This window comes from Exiguobacterium sp. SL-9, from assembly GCF_004336985.1.
GTDB lineage: Bacteria > Bacillota > Bacilli > Exiguobacteriales > Exiguobacteriaceae > Exiguobacterium.
Genome location: NZ_SJUO01000001.1, coordinates 662,454 through 687,376, shown reverse-complemented (window position 1 = coordinate 687,376; position 24,923 = coordinate 662,454). Strand labels below are relative to the sequence as shown.

The window sequence follows — 24,923 nt, the reverse complement described above, 5'->3', positions numbered from 1 at the left end:
TCTCATGAAACGACTCAGTTTGCTCATTGTCATGCTCATCGTTCTCGCAGGATGCGGGGATACCCAACAACCGAGAGCGTTCCAATACAAAGGGTCTTATGTCGGTGACAACAGCGCTGTTGCCGGCATTGCCCAGACGTTGCCGATGCATGACTGTTACAAGTCGATCGAGCTCCAGACGAAAAAACGTCCATACGGCTTGACCGTTCGATACGATGATCCTGAACTCGAGCGAATCGAGCAGGAGCGGCTCGCGATTCGGAACGCGGCGACGTACTTCACGCTCGTGCAAAACACGGAGATCGTCCGCTTCGCTTTCCCGAACCGGACGTATTCGTTCTCGCGCCCAGAGATGGAGGCGTGGCTCGACATCGATTTCTCGACGATCAAGTGGGAAAAAGATTTAAATGAGCACTTGGACGAGAAAATTAGCAACAAAGAGCAGACTGAAGCCTATTTCAAGAGAATCTGAACGTGTGCGGAAACTTTCATCCGCACACGTTTTTTCGATATTTTCTGAAAATTATTGGGTAAAGGGTAGATGAAAGCGTTTTCTTGGCATTATAATAGAGGTAACTGAATGACTATTCATTTCAAGGAGGAGAATCGATGAACAAACCGTGGTTGCAAGATTATCCAGCTGACATGCCAGAAACGATTGATTATGAGGTGAAGCCGCTCTATGAGGCGCTCTCCCGGGCCGCTACAGACTATCCGGACCGGACCGCCGTCTCCTTCATCGGCAAAGCGTTGACGTTCGCCGAGGTCGACGATGCGGCAAAACGGCTCGCGACGATGCTCCAATCGAAAGGGCTGCAAAAAGGAGACCGCGTCAGCCTGATGCTCCCGAACTGTCCACAATACGTCATTTCGTTCTACGCCGTCCTGTACGCCGGTGGGACGGTCGTCCAGACGAACCCGCTCTATACCGAGCATGAGCTCGAGAACTTGATTACCGACTCAGGTGCGAACATCCTCATCACCCTCGACCTGCTCTATCCGAAGTCGCTCCGTGTGAAACAGAAGACGGACATCAAGACGATTATCACGACAAGTATCGCCGACTATCTGCCATTCCCAAAGAACAAGCTGTACCCGATCAAAGTGAAACGTGAGAACAACATCGTCATCGACACGACGGGTTCGGTCGCGTTCAAAGACTATAAAAACTTCGGACCGATCACACCGGTCTCAATCGAGCCGAAAGAGGATGTCGCTGTCTTGCAATATACCGGCGGGACGACAGGGCTGCCGAAAGGCGTCATGCTGACCCACTTCAACTTGACGGCGAACGTCGATCAAATTTCGAACTTCTTCTATAAATATAATCGAGGAGACTTAAAGCGTGTCTTGAGTGTCGTCCCGTTCTTCCACGTCTACGGCATGACGTGCTGTCTGAACTTTGGGATGGCGAACGGATATGAGCTTGTCCTCGTCCCGCGTTTCGACGTCACCGACGTCCTGAAGACGATCCACAAGAAGAAGCCACACTTCTTCCCAGGTGCACCGACGATGTATGTAGGTATCCTCAACGACCCGAAATTGAAAAAATATGACCTGTCATCGATTGAGGCGTGTATTTCCGGATCGGCGCCACTCCCAGTCGAAGTGCAGGAACAGTTCGAAAGCATCACGGGCGGTCGTATCGTCGAAGGGTACGGGTTATCAGAGACGTCACCGGTCACGCACGCGAATTTCCTATGGGATAAACGGATTGTCGGCTCGATCGGCGTGCCGTTGTCGGACACTTCTGCTAAGATTGTAAAAGCAGACGGGGAGACACCAGCCGATGTCGGTGAAATCGGGGAAGTCATGCTCTACGGCCCGCAAGTGATGAAAGGGTATTGGCAGAAGCCGGAAGAGACGGCCGCCGTCTTGAAAGATGGATGGCTCGCGACCGGTGACCTCGGCTATATGGGCGAGGATGGTTTCTTCTATATTGTCGACCGGAAGAAAGACATGATCATCGCCGGGGGCTTCAACGTCTATCCGCGCGAGATCGAAGAAGTGTTATACGAACATCCGGCCGTCAAGGAAGCGGTCTGTATCGGCGTCCCGGACCCGTATCGCGGGGAGACGGTCAAGGCGTTCATCGTCATGCGTGATGGCGTCAGCGTGACGGAAGAGGAGCTCGACAAGCATTGTCGTGAGAAGCTCGCGGCGTATAAAGTGCCGAAGTTGTACGAGTTCCGTGACGAGTTGCCGAAGACGTTCGTCGGTAAGATTTTACGTCGCGTCCTCGTCGACGAAGAGAAGGCGAAACAAGTGAAACAAAGCAGTTGACACAACCGTGTCACATGATAGAATAATAAATGAATGAACCATCATTCATTTTTATGCAGCGGTAAGGAGCTTGGGTGTTTATGACAAAGAATGGATCAAAAAGTGACCGCATTATCGATGCGGCAGTGAAAGTGATTGCGAATCATGGCTATCACGGTGCAAAGGTGACGGCCATCGCCAAAGAGGCGGGCGTCGCCGACGGAACGATTTATTTGTACTTCAAAAACAAGGAGCATCTGTTGATTGAATTGTTCCAGACGAAGATGGGCTTGTTCATCGACTACTCGAAGCAACAAATCGAGCAGGAGACGACGGCCGGCGACAAACTGTATCAGTTGATCGAGTCGCATCTCAAACAACTGTCGGCCGATTACGACCTCGCCGTCGTGACACAAATCGAGCTCCGGCAGTCGAACTTGGCACTCCGTCAAAAAATCAGCGAAGTGTTGAAACCGTATTTGAACTTGATTGACGCGGTCGTGCAACACGGGGTCGATACCGGCGAATTCGATCGCGAGCTCGACTATCGCCTGGCTCGGCAAATGATTTTCGGCACGATCGATGAAGTGGTCACGAGTTGGATGGCGAGCGGCTTCAAATATGATTTGATGTCGACGCTACCGAAAGTACACCATATGTTAAAAAAAGGGCTTGCTTAACCGTAAGCCCTCTCGCTAGCTCAAAAAATGAACGCTGATTCATGAATGATGGTGCGAACAACTTATAAGGGGGAACTACGATGAATATTTTTGTATTGCTGAAGCGTACGTTCGATACAGAAGAAGCGATTCAGCTCGAGAATGGGGAAATTCAAGAAGACGGCGCTGAGTTCATCATCAACCCGTACGACGAGTATGCGGTCGAGGAGGCCATTCGCAAGCGTGACGATCTCGGGGGAGAAGTCACGGTCGTGACGGTCGGACCGGAAGACGCGGACAAAGAACTCCGTACGGCGCTCGCGATGGGTGCGGACAAAGCGGTCCGAATCTCGATCGAGGATGACGTCGAGGACGCCGACCACGTGACGATTTCAAAAGTACTCGCCACGTACTTGAAAGAACAAGCACCTGACCTCGTCTTCGCGGGGAACGTCGCCATCGATGGCGGCAGCGGTCAAGTCGCACCACGCGTCGCCGAACTGTTAGACATGAACTACGTGACGACAATCACGAAGCTCGACATCGATGGCACGACGGCGACGGTCACACGTGACGTCGAAGGGGACACCGAAGTGATCGAAGTGCCGCTCCCGCTTCTCGTGACGGCACAGCAAGGATTGAACGAACCGCGTTATCCGAGCCTCCCAGGCATCATGAAGGCGAAGAAGAAGCCGCTTGAAGAACTCGAACTGTCGGACATCGACCTCGATGAAGACGAGATCGAAGCGAAGATCGAGACGATTGAACGGTTCTTGCCGGAAGAGAAGAAAGCAGGACGCATCCTTGAAGGGGATACGTCGTCACAAGTGAACGAGCTCGTTCAATTACTTCGCACGGAAGCCAAAGTCATTTAAGGGGGACACATAGATGAAAGCTTTAGTACTCGCAGAAGCGCGCGAAGGCGCGTTACGGAACGTATCATTTGAAGCGATCGCCGCGGCGAAGCAATTGACGGACGACGTGACGGCGGTCGTCATCGGGGATGACGTCAAAGCACTCGCCAATGAACTCGGGGAGTACGGCGCGGGACGCGTCCTCGTCATTGAGGACGAGCGTCTCAAGCACTACACGCCGGACGGCTACGGGCAAGTGCTCCGCCAAGTCATCGACCAAGAGTCGCCGGACATGATCGTGCTCGGTCATACGGCGCTCGGGAAAGACATCGCCCCGAAACTCGCGGCACGACTTGACGCAGGACTCATCAGTGACGTCGTCTCGATCGAAGGGTCAGGCAAAGACGCCGAGTTCGTCCGCCCGATCTATTCAGGGAAGGCGTTCGAAAAAGTGAAATTCAAAGACTCGGTCATGTTCTTCACGATCCGTCCGAACAACATCGACGCGCTGCCACGTACGGCAGGGGCGAGCGTATCGGTTGAGACACCGAGCGTGGAACTGAAAGACCTCGCCATGATCGTTAAAGAAGTCGTCCGCAAGGCGACAGGGAAAGTCGATTTGACGGAAGCGAAAGTCATCGTCGCCGGTGGGCGCGGTGTCAAGAGCGAGGACGGCTTCAAGCCGCTCGAAGAGCTCGCCGAACTGCTCGGCGGAGCCGTCGGTGCTTCACGTGGAGCATGTGACGCCGACTATTGCGACTATGCCCTTCAAATCGGTCAGACCGGGAAAGTCGTCACGCCGGACCTGTATATCGCGTGCGGCATCTCAGGCGCGATTCAACACTTGGCTGGGATGAGCAACGCCAAAGTCATCGTCGCCATCAATAAAGACCCGGAAGCGAACATCTTTACCGTGGCCGATTACGGCATCGTCGGTGACTTGTTCGACGTCGTCCCACTCTTGACAGAAGAGTTCCGCAAACACCTCGTCAATAGCTGATATGCAGAACGTTTGGGGAAACGTACCCTCCGTGGTATACTCTGAACATGAAATGCATGAGAGTTCCTAATCGGCTCTCACATCTTATTGGGGAGGTATTTACCAAATGGCTATTAAACACGCAACGACTCAAACATTTGAACAAGAAGTAAAAGAGGGCGTCGTCCTCGTTGATTTTTGGGCAGCATGGTGTGGACCGTGCCGCATGATTGCACCGGTTCTTGAAGAACTCGATCAAGAGATGGGCGACCAAGTCCAAATCGTGAAACTCGACGTTGACGAGAACCCAGAAGTAGCGGGCGCTTTCCAAATCCAAAGTATCCCGACACTCATGATGTTCAAAGACGGACAACCTGTCTCGAAAACAATGGGCTTCCAACCAAAAGAAGCACTCAAAGAGTTTATCGCGACAGCACAATAATGCGTACAGCCGACCGGGGAACTGGTCGGCTGTTTTTTCTTAGGCGCAATCGGGAAGAAGGAGTTTAGTCGCTTCGCATGGAATAACAACGGTTAAGGTTCGGTCTGGATGTAGCGGAGAATTCAGAAAAAACTCCATTTGAAAACGGATACATACATTGCTTGATTCAATTTTTTTTCGTGGATTTTTGTCGACTCCCTTCATATTTAATAGTTCGGGATTTTTTGACGAGCCTCTAAAAAGTGGGAAGGTTTTATCATGGAAACAGACTGAAAATTTACGCTATACTCATGAAGAAGACGTGATGGCGTCAAGTGACCTTAATAATTGGCCCATCGTTTGTAAGACTCTGTTCGAAGGAGGAATTTTCTTGTCGGTGTTACATTTAGCTATCTTATTGCCGCTTCTCGCGGCACCGTTCATCCCGTTCTTGTTCCGGGCACTGAAGCGAATCCATACGGGTTGGTTCGTTTTAATCGTTCCGGTCGTCCTGTTCGTTTACTTCTTCCGCTTCATCGGAATCACGAGCGCGGGGGACGTCGTGACGGAAACGGTCGAATGGATGCCTTCGCTTGGCATCAACTTCACGGCCTACGTGGACGGGCTCGGACTATTGTTTGCCCTCCTGATTACAGGGATCGGGGCGCTCGTCGTCCTGTATTCGATTTACTACTTGAATAAAGACAAAGAGTCGCTCGGTCATTTCTATGTGTACCTGCTCCTGTTCATGGGTGCGATGCTCGGTGTCGTCCTCTCGGACAACATGGTCGTCATGTACATGTTCTGGGAACTCACATCGATTTCGTCGTTCCTGTTGATCGGGTATTGGTATGAGAAAGAGCGTTCACGCTATGGGGCGCGTAAGTCGATGCTGATCACCGTGTTCGGTGGTTTGTCGATGCTCGGGGGGATTGTGATCCTTGAGTCGATCGTCGGCTCGTTCAGCATCCGTGACATGGTCGCCAATCAGGCACTCATCGCGGACAGCCCGTTCTTTATCGCGGCGATGATTCTCATCTTGCTCGGCGCCTTCACGAAGTCGGCGCAATTCCCGTTCCACATCTGGTTGCCGGATGCGATGGAAGCACCGACCCCGGTCAGTGCGTACCTCCACTCGGCGACGATGGTCAAGGCCGGTCTCTATCTCGTCGCACGGATGAGCCCGGTATTCCAAGAGTCGTCACTCTGGCTATGGATCATTGCCTCGGTCGGGACGTTCACTTTGTTCTGGGGTTCGTTCAATGCAGTCAAACAGACCGATTTGAAAGGAATCCTCGCATTCTCGACGGTCAGTCAGCTCGGTCTCATCATGTCCCTGCTCGGCCTCGGTGCCGCGGCGCTTCATTATGACGGCATGGATGACAACATCTATATGGTCGCGACGATTGCGGCGATCTTCCACTTGATCAACCATGCGACGTTCAAAGGATCGCTGTTCATGATGGTCGGGATTGTCGACCACGAGACGGGGACACGTGACATCCGCAAACTCGGTGGACTGATGACCGTCATGCCGATCACGTTCACGATCGCCGTCATCGGCTCATTGTCGATGGCAGGTCTACCGCCATTCAATGGCTTCCTCAGTAAAGAGATGTTCTTGAAGGCGACGACAAAGGTGTTCTCGATGGACTTCTTCGCGCTTGATACGATTGGCATCTTGATTCCGGTCGTCGCATTCATCGCGAGCGTGTTCACGTTCATCTATAGCTTGATCATCTTCATGCGGACGTTCATGGGCAAAGCCCAGTTCGACCAATTGCCAAAACAGCCGCACGAGGCACCGATCGGGATGCTCATCCCGCCAGCGATTCTCGCGATCCTCGTCGTCGTGCTCGGTTTCGTGCCGAACGTATTATCGAACTCGCTCATCAAGCCGGCCGTCGAATCGATTTATCCGACGCTCGTCGCGAGCGGACAAGACGTGAAAGTCGACATCTACTTCTGGCACGGATTGACACCTGAACTTTATATGACGATCGGGGTCATCCTGCTCGGGACGCTCATGTTCTTCACAATCAACAAGTGGATGGGGATTTACAACCACATCCCGCATCGTTTGACGCTCAACGGCATGTATGATGGGACGCTCGTCTGGTCGAACAAGGCGGCGTACCGCTTCAAAGATAACTATATGACGGGCTTCATCCGCTCGTACTTGGTGTACATCTTCTTGTTCTTGTCAGGCATGATTTTGTTCTCGATGTACCGCTTCGATTTGTTCGACTTCTCGTTCGGCGAGATGGAAGCCGTCGCACCGTATGAATACGTCCTCGGGGCCGTCATCATTTTGGCGTCGCTCGCGATTCTGTTCATGCGTTCGCGTCTGCCGTCGATCATCTTGCTCGGTGTTGTCGGGTACTCGGTCGCGTTGTTCTTCGTCTTCTTCAATGCACCGGACCTCGCTTTGACGCAGCTTGTCATCGAGACGGTATCGGTCGCCTTGTTCTTGCTCGTCTTCTACCATATGCCGGAGATCAGCAAGAAAGAAGTGCGCGTCAAATTCAAGGTTGAAAATGCGATCGTCTCGATTTTCGTCGGGGTGACGGTCATGCTCCTTAGCTTCATGGCGCTGTCGAACCGTTCGCTGTCGTCAATCTCTGAATACTATAAAGAAAACGTCTATGATCTAGCAGCCGGGAAGAACATGGTCAACGTCGTCCTTGTCGACTTCCGTGGCTTTGATACGTTGTTTGAGATCGTCGTCCTTGCCATCGCGGCCATCGGGATCTACACGATGATCAAATTTAGAACGACAGAACGTACGAAAGGAGCACGTGAACATGAACCGAAAAAATGATCAAGTCAATGACGTCATCTTACAGACGGCCGCGGTGATCATCTTCTTCATCATCATCGTGTTCTCGATCAACTTGTTCTTCGCCGGGCACTACTCGCCGGGCGGAGGTTTCATCGGTGGTTTGATGACGGCGGCGGCACTCGTACTCTTGCTGCTCGCCTTTGACTCGAAGACGCTCGCTGCCGTGCTCCCGTTTGACTATCGGAAGATGACGGCGCTCGGTCTCGTCATCGCGATGCTCACATCGCTCCATAGCATCTTTTGGGGCCGTCCGTTCTTGACGCACGCCTATGATAAATTCGATTTGCCGCTTCTAGGCGAACAGACGCTTCACACGGCAATCGCTTTTGACCTCGGCGTCTACCTTGTGGTCATCGGTGTGACGATGACGATCATTCAAACGATTGGAGAGAGTGAATAATGGAAATCTTCGTTAGCATCATCATCGGTGTCCTGACGATGAGCGCGGTCTATATGATTCTCTCAAAGAGTTTGTTGCGCATCATCATCGGCACCGGGCTACTCAGCCACGCGGCCCACTTGCTCGTTTTGACGATGGGTGGACTGAAGACCGGAGCGGCGCCTGTCCTCGTTGACGGCGTCACGGAATATACCGACCCGCTCCCGCAAGCGCTCGTCTTGACGGCGATCGTCATCAGCTTCGGGGTGACCGCGTTCTTCCTCGTGCTCGCGTATCGGGCTTACCAGGAACTGAACACGGATAATATTGAGGAAATGAAAGGAACGGAATCGAATGATTAACTTACCGATCTTTCCGATTGTCATCCCGGCGCTTGCGGCTATCTTCCTCCTCTTCGCACCGAAGCAGGTTCGCCTGCAACGCGGAGTGGCACTCGGGGCTTTACTTGTAACGTTTGCAGTGACGGTGCTGCTCATTTTCACCGTATCTCAAGACGGCATCATGACCGTCAACCTAGGGAACTGGCCGGCGCCGTTCGGGATCACGCTCGTCTCGGACATGCTGTCGGCACTGCTCGTCGCCACGTCGACGTTGCTCGTCTTCTTCATCGTCTGGTTTGCGACGTATTACTTCTCGGACGCTTATGAATCGAACTACGTCTACGTCGCGATGCTGTTCCTCCTCGTCGGGGTGAACGGAGCCTTCACGACAGGCGATATTTTCAACTTGTTCGTCTTCTTTGAAGTCTTCCTCATCTCGTCGTACGTGTTAATCGTACTCGGCGGGAAAGGCGTTCAGTTACGCGAGTCGATCAAATACTTGCTCGTGAACGTCATCGCCTCGGCGTTGTTTGTCATGGCGGTCGCGCTCCTTTACGGGACGGTCGGCACGCTCAGCTTGGCGGACCTCGCGCAAAAGATCCCACTCGTGGAGAATCAAAGTGTTATCACCGTCATCGGTGTGTTCTTCGTCATCGTCTTCGGCTTGAAAGGGGCACTCGTGCCACTGCACTACTGGCTCCCGGGCTCGTACGTCGTGGCACCGACGCCGATTCTTGCCATGTTCGGGGCGTTGTTGACGAAAGTCGGCGTCTACTCGATTTTACGGACGTATACGCTCCTATTTGATGGCGGCAGTGCGTTCATGCAGAACTTCTTGATCATCCTCGCCGTGTTGACGATCGTCATCGGCATGACCGGGGCGATCGCCTACAACGACGTCAAACTGATCATCATCTACAACATCATGATCGCTGTTGGTGTCATCCTGTACGGGATTGCGCTCAACACACAGACGTCGCTCGAAGGGGCGCTCTACTATTTGATTCATGACATGTTGATCAAGGCTGCCTTGTTCATGCTCGTCGGGATGATGATTGGCATCACCAAATCCGGTCAATTACGCGACATGGGTGGCTTGATCACCCGCTTCCCGCTGTTCGGATGGACGTTCTTCATCGCAGCGTTGTCACTCGCCGGGATTCCGCCGCTCAGCGGATTCTTCGGGAAACTGTTGATCGTTCAAGGTGGGGTCGGGGAAGGCAGCCTGTTTGGACCGCTCCTCATCTTGCTGTCGAGTTTGTTCGTCCTCTTCTCGGTCATCAAAATCTTCTTGTACGGATTTTGGGGAGAAGAGAAACGAGTCTATGACGGTCCGCTCGTACCGTATATGAACCGCCTTATCGTGCCGACGTTCTTGCTCGTCGCTGTCGCCGTCGCCTACGGGTTCGGCGCCGAGGCGATGCATCCGTTCATTACCCAGGCAATCGAACCGCTCGTGCAACCCGAAATCTATATCGATGCCGTGATTAAGGAGTGATTTAGAGATGGCTTACCAACTACTCATCAACTTTTTCCTGGCGTTCATTTGGATGTTCTTCACGGGTACGTTCACGACGAGCGGATTCATCATCGGTTACTTGCTCGGATTACTCGTCATCTTCATGATGCGCCGCTTCTTCAAGAACACGGATTTTTATTTCACCCGCGTCTTGAAACTGTTTAAACTGTTCTTGATTTTCTGTCGTGAGCTTGTCGTGGCCAACATTGAAGTGCTCCGGCTCGTCTTGAGCCCGAAACTTAAAATCCAACCGGGCATCTTTCGGTATCACACCGAACTCGATGCCGGTTGGAAAGTGAGTTGGTTGTCGATGCTCATCACGCTGACACCGGGTACGCTTGTCGTTCAAGTGTCAGACGACAACAAGACGCTCTATATCCACGCATTGCATATGCCGGATAAAGAGTCGCTCAAACGAGACATTTACGATAACTTTGAGTCGAATATTAAGGAGGCGACCAGCTAATGTTAGATATTATTATTTACGTGGCGCTCGCCATCCTCGTGCTCGCCATGCTCGGTATGCTGTATCGGGTCGTCAAAGGGCCGACGACAGCAGACCGTGTCATCGCGCTCGACTCGATCGGCATCGGCTTGATCTCGGTCGTATCGTTGTTATCGATTTTGCTCGATACGACGATGTTCTTCGAGGTCATCCTCTTGCTCGGGATTTTAGCCTTTATCGGAACGGTAGCGTTCTCGAAATTCCTCGAGAAGGGAGAGATCATCCAACATGACCGCAACAATGATTTATGACATCTTGACCGGTGTCTTCACGATCATCGGTGTATTCTTCACCGTCGTCGCGGCCATCGGTCTGATCCGGCTCCCGGACATTTATTCCCGCGCCCATGCCGCTTCGAAGAGTGCGACGCTCGGTGTCATGTTCGTCCTATTCGCGGCGCTCCTGCACGTCTGGGTCGACCAGCGCATCTTTGACGCACGACTCCTGCTCGGACTGTTCTTCGTCTTGTTGACGGCACCGGTCGGCAGTCACTTGGTCGCCCGTGCAGCCCACGCCCAAGGTGTCCCGCTTTGGAAGAAGTCGCTCCAAGACGCGCTTCGAGAAGATAAAGATAAAGGGATTGAATGACGAAAGGCTCCTCCAAGTCAAATTGGAAGAGCCTTTTTTTGTGTCAAATCAGATACGTCACGTCAGAGGCCGACGTCGGATAGGCGAACTCTAAGTGTTTGACGTGTTGATGGGTGATATTGTTTTGTATAATGAACGAGAACAAGTTAATCAGTTCCGGTGCGTGCTGTCCGATCAAGTGGGCGCCGAGCACGTGCCCGTCCTTGCTGAGTAAGATGCGGGAGAACGCGGTGGTGTCGTTAATCCGCTCATACGTCAGGAAGTGGGACAAGTCATTGTCCTTACACTCAAAGTCGATGCCGCTCGCTTTCGCCTCATCGACCGTCAGCCCAACTTTGGCGATCGGTGGTGTCGTGAAGACGACCGTCGGAGCAGGACGCTCAGGCAAAGGACGGGTGTTGTTCCGCAACAGGTTGAGCGCGGCGATGCGTCCTTCCTGCCCAGAGAACGGGGTGAGGGCCGGGTTGCGGCTCTTGGCGACGTCCCCGGCCGCATAGACGTTCGCGTTCGTCGTCTGCAAGTACTCGTTGACGAGGACGCCCCCATGATCGGACTCGACACCGGCCGCGTCCAAGCGGAGTCGTTCGATGCTCGGAATCCGCCCGGTGGCGTTAAGGACGACGCCTTCTAGGGTAGAGTCATCTGATAACGTCAGCACGTTCCCATCTAGTCGGACGGGCTCGATTCCGTAACGGACATCGATGCCGATCCGGCTCGTCTCATCGACGAGTCGTTTGACGACTTTGCGATCGAATTGCTTCAATGCCCGCGACCGGATGAGGAGGGTCACCTCGCACCCGAAGCGGCGGAGGATATGGGCGAACTCGAACGCGATATAGCCAGCCCCGATGATGATGACGTGTTTTGGCAAGTCATCGAGGTCGAAGACGTCGTCGCTCGTGATGGCCCCGTCGCCACCTGGAATGTCGAGCGGACGCGGAATGAGGCCAGAAGCGACCAAAAACTGATGCGCCGAGATTTCATGTCCATCGATGACAATCGAGTCTTCATCGATGAAATGGGGTTCGCCTTCGAACAAGTCGATGTCGAGCTCTTTCCAATGATGCATTTTCGTCGTCGGGACGGCGAAGCGATATTCGTCGATGCGCCGCTTGAAGGCGTGCCAATCGAGTGTGAGCTCGCCGTGGACCCCGAGCGGTTGCATTCGTTCCGCACGGGCGATGAGCTCGGCACCTTCCGCGAGCATCTTTTTCGGGTCACATCCGCGTTGCGGACACGTCCCGCCGAACGTCCGGTTCTCGACGATGGCAATTTGTTTACCGGCGTCGCATAATACGTTAGCGGCTTGGCTCGCAGCCGAACCGCTGCCGATGATGATGACATCGTACCGTTTCATAACTAAACCTCCCTCTGAGACTTCATCAACTTTTTCCCGTCTGGAAGGAACCTAAACTGAGGTGATTGAATTTGAGTCATTCTGACCACATTAAACATAAATTGGCGCTCCTCCCGGATGAACCAGGCTGTTACTTGCATAAGAACGAGTACGGCGAGATCATCTACGTCGGGAAAGCAAAAAATCTGAAGAACCGGGTCCGGTCGTATTTTACCGGGGCGCATGACATCAAGACGATGCGGCTCGTCGCCGAGATTCGTGACTTCGAATATATCGTCACGGCGAGCGAGCTCGAGGCGCTCCTTCTCGAGATGACGCTCATCAAAAAGCATGACCCGAAATACAACATCCGCTTGAAGGATGACAAGTCGTACCCGTACATCAAAATTACGAACGAGCCTTATCCACGTTTGCTCACGACACGCAAGCTGAAGCGGGACGGCGGCTTCTATTTCGGTCCGTATCCGAACGCCTATGCCGCCAATGAGACGAAACGGTTACTTGATAAACTGTATCCGCTCCGGAAATGCCAACCGATGCCGCGCAAGCTCTGTCTGTATTACCATATCGGGCAGTGTCTCGGACCGTGCGAGCTCGCCGTCGACACGGACGAGCAAAAAGACATCGTCCAGGAGATTCGCCGCTTCCTGAACGGGGAGACGAGTGAGACGCTCGCCAAGCTCCAAGTCGATATGGGACGAGCGGCCGAAGACATGCAGTTCGAACGCGCCGCCGAGCTCCGTGACCAAATCCGAGCCGTCGAGTCGATCATGAACAAACAAAATATGATCACGGCCGACCCGACAGCACGCGACGTCTTCGGCTATACGCTCGACCGTGGTTGGATGTGCGTTCAAGTGTTCTATATGCGGGGCGGTAAGATGATTGAGCGCGACGTGTCCCTGTTTCCGCTCCATGGCGAACCGTCTGAGGAGCTCGAAAGTTTCATCGTTCAGTTTTACGAGCAGAACGTATTGCCGAAAGAAGTGCTCGTCCCTGAGATCGTTCGCATCGAACTGTTGAACGAGGCGATCGGGACGAAAGTGATGCAACCGAAGCGTGGCGCGAAGCGGCAGCTGCTCGACCTGGCGACGAAAAACGCCAGCATCGCCTTGAACGAGAAGTTCGAGTTGCTCGCCCGAGATGAAGAACGGACGCTCCTCGCCATGCGTGAGCTCGGTGAGGCGATCGGGATCCCGAACTTGTCACGCGTCGACATCATCGATAACGCCAACATCCAAGGGGCTGACGCCGTCTCAGCGCTCGTCGTCTTCGAGGATGGCAAACCGCTCAAAAAAGAGTATCGCAAGTATAAGATTCGGACCGTCCAAGGGCCGGATGACTATGAGACGATGCGCGAAGTCGTCCGGCGTCGTTTCCGTCGCCTGTTGACAGAAGAGAAGCGTCTGCCGGACCTGCTGTTGATCGATGGCGGGATTGGACAGTTGAATGCCGCCCTCGACGTCCTGCAAAACGAGTTCGGACTCGACGTACCGGTCGGCTCGCTCAAGAAAGATGATCGTCACCGGACGAGCCAGCTCTTGTTCGGGGAAGGCGGCGGCGTCATCGAACTGAACTCGCGTTCGAGCGCGTTCTATTTGCTCCAACGTATGCAAGACGAGGTCCACCGCTTCGCCATCACGTTCCACCGCAGTTTGCGGACGAAGAAGATGACGAAGTCGGTGCTCGACGATATCCCGGGCGTCGGGCCGAAGCGGCGTCAACAGTTGATCCGCCATTTCGGGTCGATGAAACAGATCCGGCTCGCCTCGCTCGAACAGTTGAAGGAAGCGGGCCTGCCTGAAAAACTGGCGGAGACCGTGATCCAATACGTCCATGAAGAGACGGACGAGTAAAAAAAGAAGAGCCGGTGCGGTCAATCGCATCGGCTCTTCGTCATTCATACGTATCTTTTCGGTCTAGTTGGACGGTGATTTGGACGGCCTTGCGCGCCACATCGGCGTAGCCCTCGGCGACGCATTGGAAACGACCGGCAATCTGCTCGGCTAAAAAGCCAGCTTCAAGCTGGAAGTAGCCGGTTGCCTTTTCTTGGGTCGCGGGTGGGGGAATGAGTTCGAACAAGAACTTATTTCCTTTTTCTTTCAAGAGCGTCAATTGCCCCCAGCCTGCCTCGGTAAAGAAGGCGCTCAGTTCATCGTTCGTCATGACCGGGAACTTGCGTGCGACCCGTTTGCCCGACCAATAGATGACTTGGGCGTAGTCGTCCCCGAGCAAATCCGTCAACACATAATCGCGAAGCAGTTCGATCGCGAAAGTGGGTTGGCTCATCGTTTCCATCTTCTTCCATCACTCCATTCTCTCTATACTATTATAACGACGAATCGCCTTTTGGTCACCGGGTATTTTGCAAAAGAATGTGTCACAAATCGGTCGGGTTGTCTTGTCATACAAAATTCACAAGAGTAGAATAGGAGACAGAAAGCTATATTTACATTTGAAAACGCTTTTATTTACAAAACGAGCCAAGGGCTCGTACAAAGGGGGAACTAGAATGGCAACGCGTCGTGACTACTTCAGTCGTAAAGTCCATTCGCTACTTGGGGTCATTCCAATCGGCCTGTTTTTGATCGTTCACTTGTCGGTCAACTACTATATCGTCGATGGGGTGGAATCGTTCAACAAGGCAGCAAAATTTATGGAGAGCTTACCGTACTTGTACTTCCTTGAAGTAACCATCATCGCTTTGCCGATGATTTTCCACGGTGTGTATGGCGTGTATTACGCGTTTCTCGGTTCGATTAACACGAACCGTTACTCATACGCCCGCAACTGGATGTACATGCTCCAACGCTTCACGGGCGTCTTCCTCGTCATCTTCATCGCATGGCACGTTTGGGAAACGCGCTTGGCGAAGTTGCGTGGCGTCGAGGTGAACGCGGAGATGATGCAAAACATCGTCGACAATCCGCTCATGCTCATCTTCTACATAGTCGGGATCCTCTCGGCTACGTTCCACTTCGCGAACGGTCTTTGGTCGTTTGCCATCACGTGGGGCATCACACAGTCGCCTCGTTCACAGCGCTTCATGAGCTATGTCTCAGGCGCCGTCTTCTTGGCACTATCTTTTGTCGGCATCCGTTCAATCTTGACGTTCGCGGGCATCTTGTAATTAGGGGGAAAAGTTCATGGCAAATCAAAGTTTGATCGTCATCGGTGGCGGTCTGGCTGGACTCATGGCGACAATCAAGTCGGCTGAGATGGGTGTTCCGGTAAAACTATTCTCGCTTGTACCGGTCAAGCGTTCACATTCAGTTTGTGCACAAGGCGGCATCAACGGTGCCGTCAACACGAAAGGGGAAGGGGATTCTCCTTGGCAACACTTTGATGACACGGTTTATGGGGGCGACTTCCTCGCCAACCAACCGCCGGTCCAAAAGATGGCGGAAGCGGCACCGAAAATCATTCACATGTTCGACCGGATGGGTGTCATGTTCAACCGGACGCCTGAAGGTCTCCTTGACTTCCGTCGTTTCGGCGGCACGCTCCATCACCGCACGGCTTATGCCGGCGCGACGACCGGACAACAGCTCCTCTACGCGCTAGACGAGCAGGTCCGTCGCTATGAGGCACAAGGTCTCGTCGAGAAGTATGAGGGCTGGGAGTTCCTCCGGGCCATCATCGACGAAGAAGGCATCTGCCGTGGCGCGGTCTGTCAGGATTTACGCTCGATGGAAATTAAAGCGTTCCCATCGGATGCGGTCATCCTCGCGACAGGCGGCCCGGGTGTCATCTTCGGTAAATCGACGAACTCGGTCATCAATACCGGTCAAGCGGCTGGAGCGGTCTACCGTCAAGGTGCGGTATACGCGAACGGCGAGTTCATCCAAATTCACCCGACGGCAATCCCAGGGGACGACAAACTTCGTCTCATGAGTGAGTCGGCACGTGGAGAGGGTGGACGTGTCTGGACGTATAAAGACGGCAAGCCATGGTACTTCCTTGAAGAGAAGTATCCGGCTTACGGAAACCTCGTGCCGCGTGATATCGCGACGCGTGAAATTTTCGACGTCTGTGTCAACCAGAAACTCGGCGTCAACGGCGAGAACATGGTCTACCTCGATCTTTCGCATAAAGATTCGAAAGAGCTCGACATCAAGCTCGGCGGGATCCTTGAGATTTACGAGAAGTTCGTCGGCGATGATCCACGGAAAGTTCCGATGAAAATCTTCCCGGCCGTTCACTATTCAATGGGCGGACTCTGGGTCGACTATGATCAAATGACGAACATCCCAGGGCTATTCGCAGCCGGCGAATGCGATTACTCGATGCATGGTGCGAACCGTCTCGGTGCGAACTCGCTCTTGTCTGCCGTATACGGCGGAATGGAAGCCGGTCCTGCGGCGGTCAACTATATGCGCGGTCTCGACCAAGCGACGGAGAGCGTGCCAGAAGCGCTCTTCAACTTCAACGAACGTGAAGAAATCGAGCGGTTCAACGACATCCTCGCGATGGAGGGTACGGAAAACGCCTACCAAATCCACCGTGAGCTCGGCGAACTCATGACCGATAACGTCACGGTCGTTCGTTACAACGACAAGCTCGAGGCGACGGACCTTAAACTCCGTGAGCTTCGTGAACGCTTTAACAACATCTCCGCGACCGATACGGCCCGCTGGAGCAACCAAGGGGCATCGTTCATCCGACAGCTCGACCACATGCTCGACCTCGCGCGTGTCATCACGCTTGGCGCTTTGAAACGCGACGAGAGCCGTGGTGCCCATTACAAACCGGACTTCCCGGAACGTGATGACGAGCGCTTCATGAAGACGACGATGGCACGTTACAACGAAGGGGAAGTCGATATCTCGTTCGAAGAAATCGACGTTTCGTTAATCCCGCCACGTAAACGGGATTACTCGAAGAAAGGGGCGAAGACGAAATGACGACGCCGATGCAAGCAGAGCAAAAAGACATTCGTTTTATCATTGAACGCCAGGACGGACCGGACCAAGCCGCTTATACGGAAGAGTTCACCGTTCCTTACCGTCCGAACATGAACGTCATCTCGGCGTTGATGGAAATCCGCCGGAACCCGGTCAATGCGAACGGGGACAAGACGACACCGATCAACTGGGACATGAACTGTCTCGAAGAAGTGTGCGGTGCCTGCTCGATGATCATCAACGGCAAGCCGCGCCAATCGTGTACGGCACTCGTCGATAAGCTCGAGCAGCCGATCCGTCTTGCACCGATGAAGACGTTCCCGGTCGTCCGTGACCTTCAAGTCGACCGTCAGCGCATGTTCGACGCGCTGAAAAAAGTGAAGGCATGGGTTCCGATCGATGGGACGTACGACCTCGGACCAGGACCGCGGATGCCAGAGAACAAACGTCAATGGGCGTATGAACTATCGAAATGTATGACGTGCGGTGTCTGTCTCGAGGCATGCCCGAACGTCAATGACAAGTCGAACTTCATCGGACCGGCCGCGATCTCGCAAGTCCGTCTCTTCAACTCGCATCCGACCGGCGCCTTCCACGCGGAGGACCGTCTCGAAGCGCTCATGGAAGACGGCGGCATCATGCAGTGCGGAAACGCACAAAACTGTGTCGAAGTTTGTCCGAAAGGCATCCCGCTCACAACGTCGATCGCTGCGATGAACCGTCAGACGACGCTTCATTCGTTCAAGTCGTTCTTCGGTAGCGATAAAGGCCGCACCGGTTCTGCGGTCGAGGCGTAAGGGCTACGGATGACGAAGTACTTCCGGGAAGCCGATTGGGAAACACGTGTCAGAGCAGGGGTCGCGCTAGATGTCAAAGTCCGATTCTCGGAGTGCGACCCGTACGGTCACATGAATAACACAATTCCGTTCATCTATTTCGAAGATGCACGAATTGAGTTGCTAGAGGAGACAGGATTTTCGTTGCAAGACGGGTTCGTCGTCGTGGCGGATGCCCAGTGCGACTATGTTCGCCAAGTGATGCCGCGCCAGTCGATCAAGGTGTATGCCAATGTCTTGACGGTCGGAAACACTTCATGTGATATTCATTACGGGGCATATGATGGAGACCAACTCATGTTCGCGGGACGTACGAGCCTCGTACACTTGTCGAAATCCGGGCGTCCGATCGAATGGACTCCAGAATATAAAAATCGCTTGCAGAATTTTTGCGAATCCGCTATCATTTGATAATGAGTTCACAAACAATTATTCTGCGGGTTCACCTGTAGAATTGAAATTTGAAGGGAGACCATCACGTCATGGAAAAAACGTTCACAGTCGTTGCAGATTCAGGAATTCACGCTCGTCCAGCTACACAGTTGGTAAACACAGCTTCTAAATTCCAATCAGATATTAACCTTGAGTACAACGGTAAGACAGTAAACCTCAAGTCGATCATGGGTGTACTTTCACTCGGAATCGCAAAAGATTCTACAATCAAAATCACTGCAGCTGGTGACGATGCAGAAGAAGCGATTAACACGCTTTCTGACATGCTCACAAGCGAAGGTCTTGCTCAGTAATTGAGCAATGGACGAGGCGGCCAATCGGCTACCTCGTCTTTTTTGTTTGTCACGAGACCGTTTCTTTTTCACAATCGGCTTTTTTGGTAAGATAGATGGGAATGGAAGTGATGATCATGAAACGAGCGATTGGAGTACTCGATTCAGGAGTTGGCGGCTTGACGGTGGTCAAAGAACTGATGCGCCAACTACCGAAAGAAGAAATCATCTATATCGGCGACACGGAACGGTGCCCGTACGGCCCGCGCCCGCACGATGAGATTGAAGCCTATACATGGGAACTGATCGAGTTCCTGTTAAGTAAAAACGTGAAGATGATCGTCATCGCCTGTAACACGGCGACAGCGGTCGTCTTGAAAGAGGCGCGCAAACGCCTCAACATCCCGGTCATCGGGGTCATCGACCCGGGAGCCCGGGCGGCCGTCAAAGGGACGCGCAATAAACATATCGGCGTCATCGGCACGAAGATGACGATCGAGAGTAACTCGTACGAGACGGCACTCCGGCACGTGGCCGGCGAAATCGATGTGTATTCGCTCGCCTGTCCGCCGTTCGTTCCGCTCGTCGAGGCCGGCGAACTAGACGGAGAACGTGTCCGCGACATCGTCGCTGAGACGATTCGTCCGCTCCAGTCGTCCGAGATGGACACACTCATCCTTGGGTGCACCCACTATCCGCTACTCGCGCCGGTCATTCAAGACGTCGTCGGACCAGACGTCCACTTGATCTCGTCCGGTGATGAGACAGCGCTCGAAGTGGCGGCCATCCTTGACTTTAAAGAGCTTGAGAACGACCTCGACACGGTCCCGGCGCATCAGTTTTATGCGACGGGGGATGTCGTCATCTTTGACCGTCTCGCGACAGAATGGCTCGGTCAGCCCGTGAAAGCGGAGAAAGTAGAGGTGTCCGGTGTCGATGCGTAACGAACGAAAACATGACGAGCTCCGGCCCGTCGAGATCGTCCCCCATGTGAACAAACATGCGGAAGGGTCGGTCCTCATCTCGATCGGTGATACGAAAGTCATCTGTACGGCGACCGTCGAAGAACGGGTCCCGAACTTCTTGCGCGGCAAGAAACAAGGCTGGATCAACGCCGAGTATTCCATGCTTCCACGCGCGACCGGCAACCGTACGGTCCGCGAATCGGTCCGCGGCAAACAGTCGGGCCGGACGATGGAAATTCAACGGTTGATCTCGCGCGCGCTCCGCTCGGTCGTTGACTTAGAACGTCTTGGTGAGCGCACGATTTGGATCGACTGTGATGTCATCCAAGCCGATGGCGGGACGCGTACGGCTTCCATCACGGGTGGTTTCTGCGCCCTCGTCCTCGCGGTCGATGCGCTCATCCGTCAAGGTAAGCTCGACGACACGCCGATCAAAGAGGGCATCGCCGCCATCTCGGTCGGACGGACCGACGAACTGCTCCTCGACTTGAACTACGAAGAAGATGCGGCGGCCGAGGTCGACATGAACGTCGTCATGACGGCGAGCGGTCGCTTCGTCGAAGTGCAAGGGACAGGGGAAGAAGCGACGTTCACGTTGCTCGAGATGAACGAGATGCTCCACATGGCCCAAAGCGGGATCGAGACGCTGTTCAAAGCAGCAGAAGACGCGCTCGGTGCCTCGTGGTGGTATGTCGGGGAACAATTGGAGGAAACAACATGAAACTCATTGTCGCAACACGCAACAAAGGAAAAGTCGCAGAAATCGAAGGGATGCTCACACCGCTCGGTTTTGACGTCGAATCACTGTTAGATTATCCGGACGCACCTGAGACGGACGAGACGGGCACGACGTTCGAAGCGAACGCCGAGCTGAAGGCGACGGAGGCGGCTCGCTATTTCGGCCACGCCGTCCTCGCCGATGATTCAGGGCTCGAAGTCGATGCGCTCGACGGGGCACCTGGTGTCTATTCGGCCCGTTTCGCCGGACCGGAGAAGTCGGACGAGGCGAACAACGCGCTTCTTCTCGAGAAGTTGAACGGAGCTACAGATCGGACGGCCCGTTTCGTTTGTGCCCTCTGTCTCGCCAAACCATCAGGAGAGACGTTGACGGTTCGCGGCACAATCGAAGGGACAATCGGCTACGCGCCGCACGGGGAGAACGGTTTCGGTTACGACCCGCTCTTCATCGTTCCGTCACTTCACAAAACAGCAGCAGAACTTGAGCGCGACGAAAAGGCGGCGGTCAGTCACCGCGGCCAAGCATTACGAAAGTTAGAGGCAGAAATTATTCCGTTTATGGAGGGGTGACCTGTATGCGTTTTCTCGTAGTCAGTGACAGTCACGGATTGACAGAAGAACTATCGATCATCTTCAATCGGCACGAACAAGACATCGACGACGCGTTTCATTGTGGGGATTCCCAGCTCGCGCTCGTCGACGAGCACTTGCTCCCATATCGAACGGTACGCGGTAATTGCGACTTTGGTGGTGACCTTCCGCTCGAGCGGGTCGAGGAGACGGCTGAAGGGACGATTCTGATCGTTCACGGTCATCACCACGATGTGAAGTACGACTTGAACCGATTGCGTTACCGGGCCGAAGAAATCGGGGCGAACGTCGTCTTGTTCGGCCACTCGCATGTCGCCGGAGCCGTGATCGAGGGCGGGGTGCTCTACGTGAACCCGGGCTCGATTCGGATGCCGCGCGGACGGAGTGACAAGACGTATGCGCTGATCGATCTTGAGAACGGGCAGGCAACCGTCCGCTTTTATCGGTCGGAGGACGGTTCGGCCGTCGAAGATCTCGATGTGAGCGGAAAGCTTTAACGGAATGAAAAGAAGGAATTGACAGCAAACCATTTTTCTATTATAGTTTTCTTGTCAATGTCCCAATAGCTCAGCTGGATAGAGCAACGCCCTTCAAGACAAATAGGAGCCTTTATAGGGAAACAGAAACCTATAGAGTGGACGACACTATATCGGTGAAGCCTTAACAGATGATGCTGATGGTAATACCGAGGAAACTTATTTCCTTTCGGGGACAAGATGGTTCGAAGGACTAAAGGTCATTCTTTAGAGGTAGAGCCGTTGAAGGAGCAATTTGCTCGTGAGGTTCCGTAGAGACTACACGTGTCGCACCTGAAATGGTGAAGATATAGTCCAGACTACAAACAACATGAGTTGGTGGCGAAAGCCATGGTGGTAAGCTAAGGCGTCGGTCGGGGGTTCGAATCCCTCTTGGGACACTTCCATTTAAAATAGAGATAGCCTCCACGGAGGTTGTCTCTTTTTTCGTTTTTCGGGGTATTGATTGACAACGAATCGATTCCTAAAGGAAGATGGAGATGAATGGAAAGGGTGTGGGGAGATGGCAAAAGAGCAAGCGTATCCGTTTCCAGGGAACTGGTCGCGGCTTCAGAAGATGATTCAAGAGGCTGACACGTCCGGGGAGCGGCAACGGGTCGAACCGATTCTATGGGATTGGTACGAGGCAGTGCCCGGCGATCCATTTATTTTCATGGAAATATTCCAATGTCTGATGGAACGACCGGAAGAACCGGAGACGCTCGAGAAACTCGAAGAGCTCGTCACGACACAGATGACGGTAGCAGAAGAACCTGCAGCCGGCGGGCTTCAAATCGCCCAGTACTTCATCATGCGTGACCAACCGTTCGAGGCGGCCCATTGGATCAACCTGTATCTCGAGTGGCAAGAAAAGACCGATCACGTCAACACGCAAGCGCATCAAGTGCTCCAAGTGTTGAAATTGACCGAGTTCCCGGCCGCGATCGCCAAAGTGAAGCGCATCCTAAACCGAGGCGGGATCGGAGAACAGATCGAGACGCTCGAACATGTCCACTTCAATATCGATGACGTCCTCGACAACGTCTTGAGAGAGCTTCTCGTCGCGGAACGACCGAAGTTGATGAAGTTGATTGTGCTCCAAAAAGCGTTCGACGAGCTGCCGGTCATCGAATGGACCGACCTCGGGACGCGTCACCGATTGACGCATGACGAGGCGAAAATCCACACGGAAGCGTGGGAGACGATGGTCAACGGGTTGCAGCGGGCCGTATATGGTGACGAGATCGCGACGCAGCTACTCATGAACTACATGTATACGCACTATCCGTTCACGCCAAGGGAGGCGTCTGAGGTGGAGACAGCGATCGCTCAAGCGAAAACGGCCATCTTACAACATGAAGAAACAGACGGCCTTGCTGCTGAAATTCTTGAGGCGGACATGCGTTTCACCGAGGCGTTTCTAGACTAAATCCTTGTGTGCAGTCGTCGGATTTATGCTATAATACGGATTGTTGTACATTTTTGTACGTATAAACGAATTGTTGGAGGGACTTAGCATGACAGCAAAATGGGAAAAAACATCAGGTAGCCAAGGCGTACTCACGTACGAAGCACCTGCAGAAGCTTTTGATAAAGCAGTTGACGCCGCATTCAAAGATGTCGTCAAAACTTTGAACGTGCCTGGCTTCCGTAAAGGGAAATTGCCACGCCCAATGTTCAACAAAATGTACGGAGAAGAAGCACTCTATCAAGATGCGCTCGATATCCTCTACCGTGACACAGTTCAAGGTGCGGTCGAAGAAGCTGGTTTCGAACCAATCGCTCTCGAAAACATCGATGTAGACGGCACGCTCGAAAAAGGCCAACCTGTAACGTTCAAAGTAACGTTCGTTGTTGAGCCAGAAGCTGAGCTTGGCGAATACAAAGGTCTCGAGTACGAAGCTGTTGAAACAACAGTCACTGACGAAGAAGTTGCAGCTGAACTTGACGCGCTTCAACAGCAAGGCGCAGAGCTTGCTGTCAAAGAAGGCGCAATCGAAAACGGCGATACAGCTGTCTTTGATTTCGCAGGTTTCGCTGACGGAGAGCAATTCGAAGGCGGCACGGCTGAAAACTACACGCTCGAAATCGGTTCAGGTCAATTCATCCCTGGATTCGAAGAGCAAATGGTCGGCTTGACGGCTGGCGAAGAAAAAGACGTTGAAGTAACATTCCCTGAAGAGTACCACGCTGACAACTTGGCGGGTAAACCAGCGACATTCAAAGTCAAACTTCACGAAGTCAAAGCGAAGCAAGTTCCTGAGCTCGACGACGAGTTCGCAAAAGACATCGACGAGTCAGTTTCATCACTCGACGAGTTGAAAGCGAAAATCCGTGAGCGTTTAGAAACTGCGAAGAAACAAGAAGCGGAAGGCACAATGCGCGACCAACTCGTCGAGCAAGCAACAGCTAACGCAACAATCGACGTACCTGCAGTACTCGTTGACCAAGAAGTAGACCGTATGGTTCAAGAGTTCGGCACACGTGTTTCTTCACAAGGAATCGACCTCAACATGTACTTCGAACTCACTGGTACTTCTGAAGAAGCGATGCGCGAAGAGATGAAAGAGCAAGCTGAAGAGCGCGTTAAAGCTCGTCTCGTCTTGAAAGCAATCGCTGAGAAAGAAGCGATCGAAGTGTCTGACGAAGATGCTGAGAAAGAACTCGAAGAAATGTCTAAACTTTACAACATCGCACCGGATCAACTCCGCACGATGCTCGCGCCACAAGGCGGAATCGAGACACTTAAAGGTGACCTCAAATTCCGTAAAGCGATCGACGTTCTCGTTGAAAACGGGAAAGCGAAGTAATCGGATGACAGAAGGACGGCTGCTCAGCAGTCGTCCTTTTTTGCGTCACGACACTTTGCATGTGTTTATCTTTGATGAAGTGATTTGTTCATGCTACAATTATTGCAACGCAGAGATGTAAATGTTTTTTCGA

General features: G+C 53.2%; 27 protein-coding genes. 25 read left to right on the top strand and 2 right to left on the bottom strand.

All coding sequences use genetic code 11. The annotated features are described in order from the left end of the window. Positions 1-4 precede the first annotated feature (4 nt). From EVJ34_RS03535 to mnhG, 13 genes are all read left to right on the top strand, one after another. Entirely contained in the window at positions 5-472 is a 468-nt protein-coding gene (locus EVJ34_RS03535; RefSeq protein ID WP_131433424.1) for a DUF4825 domain-containing protein, read from the top strand. Between the two features lie 137 nt (positions 473-609). Beyond that, complete coding sequence (locus tag EVJ34_RS03530; RefSeq protein ID WP_131484699.1) at positions 610-2,283, top strand: AMP-binding protein; 1,674 nt, start codon at positions 610-612, stop codon at positions 2,281-2,283. Between the two features lie 80 nt (positions 2,284-2,363). Beyond that, on the top strand, positions 2,364-2,942 hold the full coding sequence (locus tag EVJ34_RS03525) for a fatty acid metabolism transcriptional regulator FadR (protein ID WP_131433428.1): 579 nt from the start codon (positions 2,364-2,366) through the stop codon (positions 2,940-2,942). Between the two features lie 80 nt (positions 2,943-3,022). Then, entirely contained in the window at positions 3,023-3,796 is a 774-nt protein-coding gene (locus EVJ34_RS03520) for an electron transfer flavoprotein subunit beta/FixA family protein (protein WP_131433430.1), read from the top strand. Between the two features lie 13 nt (positions 3,797-3,809). Beyond that, on the top strand, positions 3,810-4,775 hold the full coding sequence (locus tag EVJ34_RS03515) for an electron transfer flavoprotein subunit alpha/FixB family protein (protein WP_034776767.1): 966 nt from the start codon (positions 3,810-3,812) through the stop codon (positions 4,773-4,775). Between the two features lie 106 nt (positions 4,776-4,881). Continuing rightward, complete coding sequence (gene trxA / locus EVJ34_RS03510; protein ID WP_021066822.1) at positions 4,882-5,196, top strand: thioredoxin; 315 nt, start codon at positions 4,882-4,884, stop codon at positions 5,194-5,196. Between the two features lie 370 nt (positions 5,197-5,566). Then, positions 5,567-7,996, top strand: a complete 2,430-nt coding sequence (locus tag EVJ34_RS03505) for a Na+/H+ antiporter subunit A (protein WP_131484698.1) — start codon at positions 5,567-5,569, stop codon at positions 7,994-7,996. Beyond that, positions 7,980-8,417, top strand: a complete 438-nt coding sequence (locus EVJ34_RS03500) for a Na(+)/H(+) antiporter subunit B (protein WP_131433434.1) — start codon at positions 7,980-7,982, stop codon at positions 8,415-8,417. Before EVJ34_RS03505 ends, EVJ34_RS03500 begins: the two co-directional genes overlap by 17 nt. Then, complete coding sequence (locus tag EVJ34_RS03495; RefSeq protein WP_021066825.1) at positions 8,417-8,758, top strand: Na(+)/H(+) antiporter subunit C; 342 nt, start codon at positions 8,417-8,419, stop codon at positions 8,756-8,758. The genes EVJ34_RS03500 and EVJ34_RS03495 overlap by 1 nt, the downstream gene beginning before the upstream one ends. After that, on the top strand, positions 8,751-10,235 hold the full coding sequence (locus tag EVJ34_RS03490) for a Na+/H+ antiporter subunit D (RefSeq protein ID WP_131433436.1): 1,485 nt from the start codon (positions 8,751-8,753) through the stop codon (positions 10,233-10,235). The genes EVJ34_RS03495 and EVJ34_RS03490 overlap by 8 nt, the downstream gene beginning before the upstream one ends. Positions 10,236-10,242: 7 nt before the next feature. After that, positions 10,243-10,722: a Na+/H+ antiporter subunit E gene (locus EVJ34_RS03485; RefSeq protein ID WP_131433439.1), complete on the top strand. Its 480-nt coding sequence runs from the start codon at positions 10,243-10,245 to the stop codon at positions 10,720-10,722. Continuing rightward, positions 10,722-11,012, top strand: a complete 291-nt coding sequence (locus tag EVJ34_RS03480; protein ID WP_021066828.1) for a Na(+)/H(+) antiporter subunit F1 — start codon at positions 10,722-10,724, stop codon at positions 11,010-11,012. Before EVJ34_RS03485 ends, EVJ34_RS03480 begins: the two co-directional genes overlap by 1 nt. Continuing rightward, positions 10,990-11,349: a monovalent cation/H(+) antiporter subunit G gene (gene mnhG / locus EVJ34_RS03475; RefSeq protein WP_131433443.1), complete on the top strand. Its 360-nt coding sequence runs from the start codon at positions 10,990-10,992 to the stop codon at positions 11,347-11,349. Before EVJ34_RS03480 ends, mnhG begins: the two co-directional genes overlap by 23 nt. A 43-nt stretch (positions 11,350-11,392) precedes the next feature. Here mnhG and EVJ34_RS03470 read toward each other — a convergent pair whose 3' ends face one another. Beyond that, positions 11,393-12,706: a dihydrolipoyl dehydrogenase family protein gene (locus EVJ34_RS03470; RefSeq protein WP_131484697.1), complete on the bottom strand. Its 1,314-nt coding sequence runs from the start codon at positions 12,704-12,706 to the stop codon at positions 11,393-11,395. Positions 12,707-12,777: 71 nt separating this feature from the next. On the opposite strand from EVJ34_RS03470, the gene uvrC reads away from it, so the two are divergent. Next, positions 12,778-14,562 carry an excinuclease ABC subunit UvrC gene (uvrC, locus tag EVJ34_RS03465; protein WP_131433447.1) on the top strand — a complete coding sequence of 595 codons (1,785 nt, stop codon included), beginning with the start codon at positions 12,778-12,780 and terminating at the stop codon, positions 14,560-14,562. A gap of 40 nt (positions 14,563-14,602) precedes the next feature. Here uvrC and EVJ34_RS03460 read toward each other — a convergent pair whose 3' ends face one another. Next, on the bottom strand, positions 14,603-14,995 hold the full coding sequence (locus EVJ34_RS03460; RefSeq protein WP_236634486.1) for a YslB family protein: 393 nt from the start codon (positions 14,993-14,995) through the stop codon (positions 14,603-14,605). Between the two features lie 223 nt (positions 14,996-15,218). Between EVJ34_RS03460 and EVJ34_RS03455 the strand changes: the two genes are divergently transcribed. The 11 genes from EVJ34_RS03455 to tig all read left to right on the top strand — a co-directional run bounded on the left by EVJ34_RS03455 (position 15,219) and on the right by tig (position 24,790). Continuing rightward, complete coding sequence (locus tag EVJ34_RS03455) at positions 15,219-15,836, top strand: succinate dehydrogenase cytochrome b558 subunit (protein ID WP_131433451.1); 618 nt, start codon at positions 15,219-15,221, stop codon at positions 15,834-15,836. A 16-nt stretch (positions 15,837-15,852) separates the two neighbouring features. After that, a complete protein-coding gene (sdhA, locus tag EVJ34_RS03450; protein WP_131484696.1) occupies positions 15,853-17,610 on the top strand; it encodes a succinate dehydrogenase flavoprotein subunit in 1,758 nt (585 codons plus the stop codon). Next, positions 17,607-18,407 carry a succinate dehydrogenase iron-sulfur subunit gene (sdhB, locus tag EVJ34_RS03445; RefSeq protein ID WP_131433455.1) on the top strand — a complete coding sequence of 267 codons (801 nt, stop codon included), beginning with the start codon at positions 17,607-17,609 and terminating at the stop codon, positions 18,405-18,407. The genes sdhA and sdhB overlap by 4 nt, the downstream gene beginning before the upstream one ends. Before the next feature lie 9 nt (positions 18,408-18,416). Next, on the top strand, positions 18,417-18,857 hold the full coding sequence (locus EVJ34_RS03440; protein WP_131433457.1) for an acyl-CoA thioesterase: 441 nt from the start codon (positions 18,417-18,419) through the stop codon (positions 18,855-18,857). A gap of 71 nt (positions 18,858-18,928) precedes the next feature. Continuing rightward, the gene (locus tag EVJ34_RS03435) at positions 18,929-19,192 is read left to right on the top strand and encodes a phosphocarrier protein HPr (RefSeq protein ID WP_024369826.1); all 264 of its coding nucleotides are present in this window, start codon (positions 18,929-18,931) and stop codon (positions 19,190-19,192) included. 116 nt (positions 19,193-19,308) lie between these two features. Then, positions 19,309-20,115 (top strand): glutamate racemase, encoded by an 807-nt coding sequence (racE, locus tag EVJ34_RS03430; protein WP_131433460.1) that lies wholly within the window; start codon positions 19,309-19,311, stop codon positions 20,113-20,115. Further along, entirely contained in the window at positions 20,108-20,857 is a 750-nt protein-coding gene (gene rph / locus EVJ34_RS03425; protein ID WP_131433462.1) for a ribonuclease PH, read from the top strand. Before racE ends, rph begins: the two co-directional genes overlap by 8 nt. Continuing rightward, on the top strand, positions 20,854-21,444 hold the full coding sequence (locus EVJ34_RS03420) for an XTP/dITP diphosphatase (RefSeq protein WP_131433464.1): 591 nt from the start codon (positions 20,854-20,856) through the stop codon (positions 21,442-21,444). Before rph ends, EVJ34_RS03420 begins: the two co-directional genes overlap by 4 nt. Positions 21,445-21,449: 5 nt before the next feature. Beyond that, positions 21,450-21,962 (top strand): metallophosphoesterase family protein, encoded by a 513-nt coding sequence (locus EVJ34_RS03415; protein WP_131484695.1) that lies wholly within the window; start codon positions 21,450-21,452, stop codon positions 21,960-21,962. Positions 21,963-22,503: 541 nt separating this feature from the next. Continuing rightward, positions 22,504-23,409 (top strand): hypothetical protein, encoded by a 906-nt coding sequence (locus EVJ34_RS03410; RefSeq protein ID WP_131433468.1) that lies wholly within the window; start codon positions 22,504-22,506, stop codon positions 23,407-23,409. A gap of 88 nt (positions 23,410-23,497) precedes the next feature. Next, positions 23,498-24,790, top strand: coding sequence for a trigger factor (tig, locus tag EVJ34_RS03405; protein ID WP_131433470.1), 1,293 nt, complete (start codon positions 23,498-23,500; stop codon positions 24,788-24,790). Positions 24,791-24,923 lie beyond the last annotated feature (133 nt).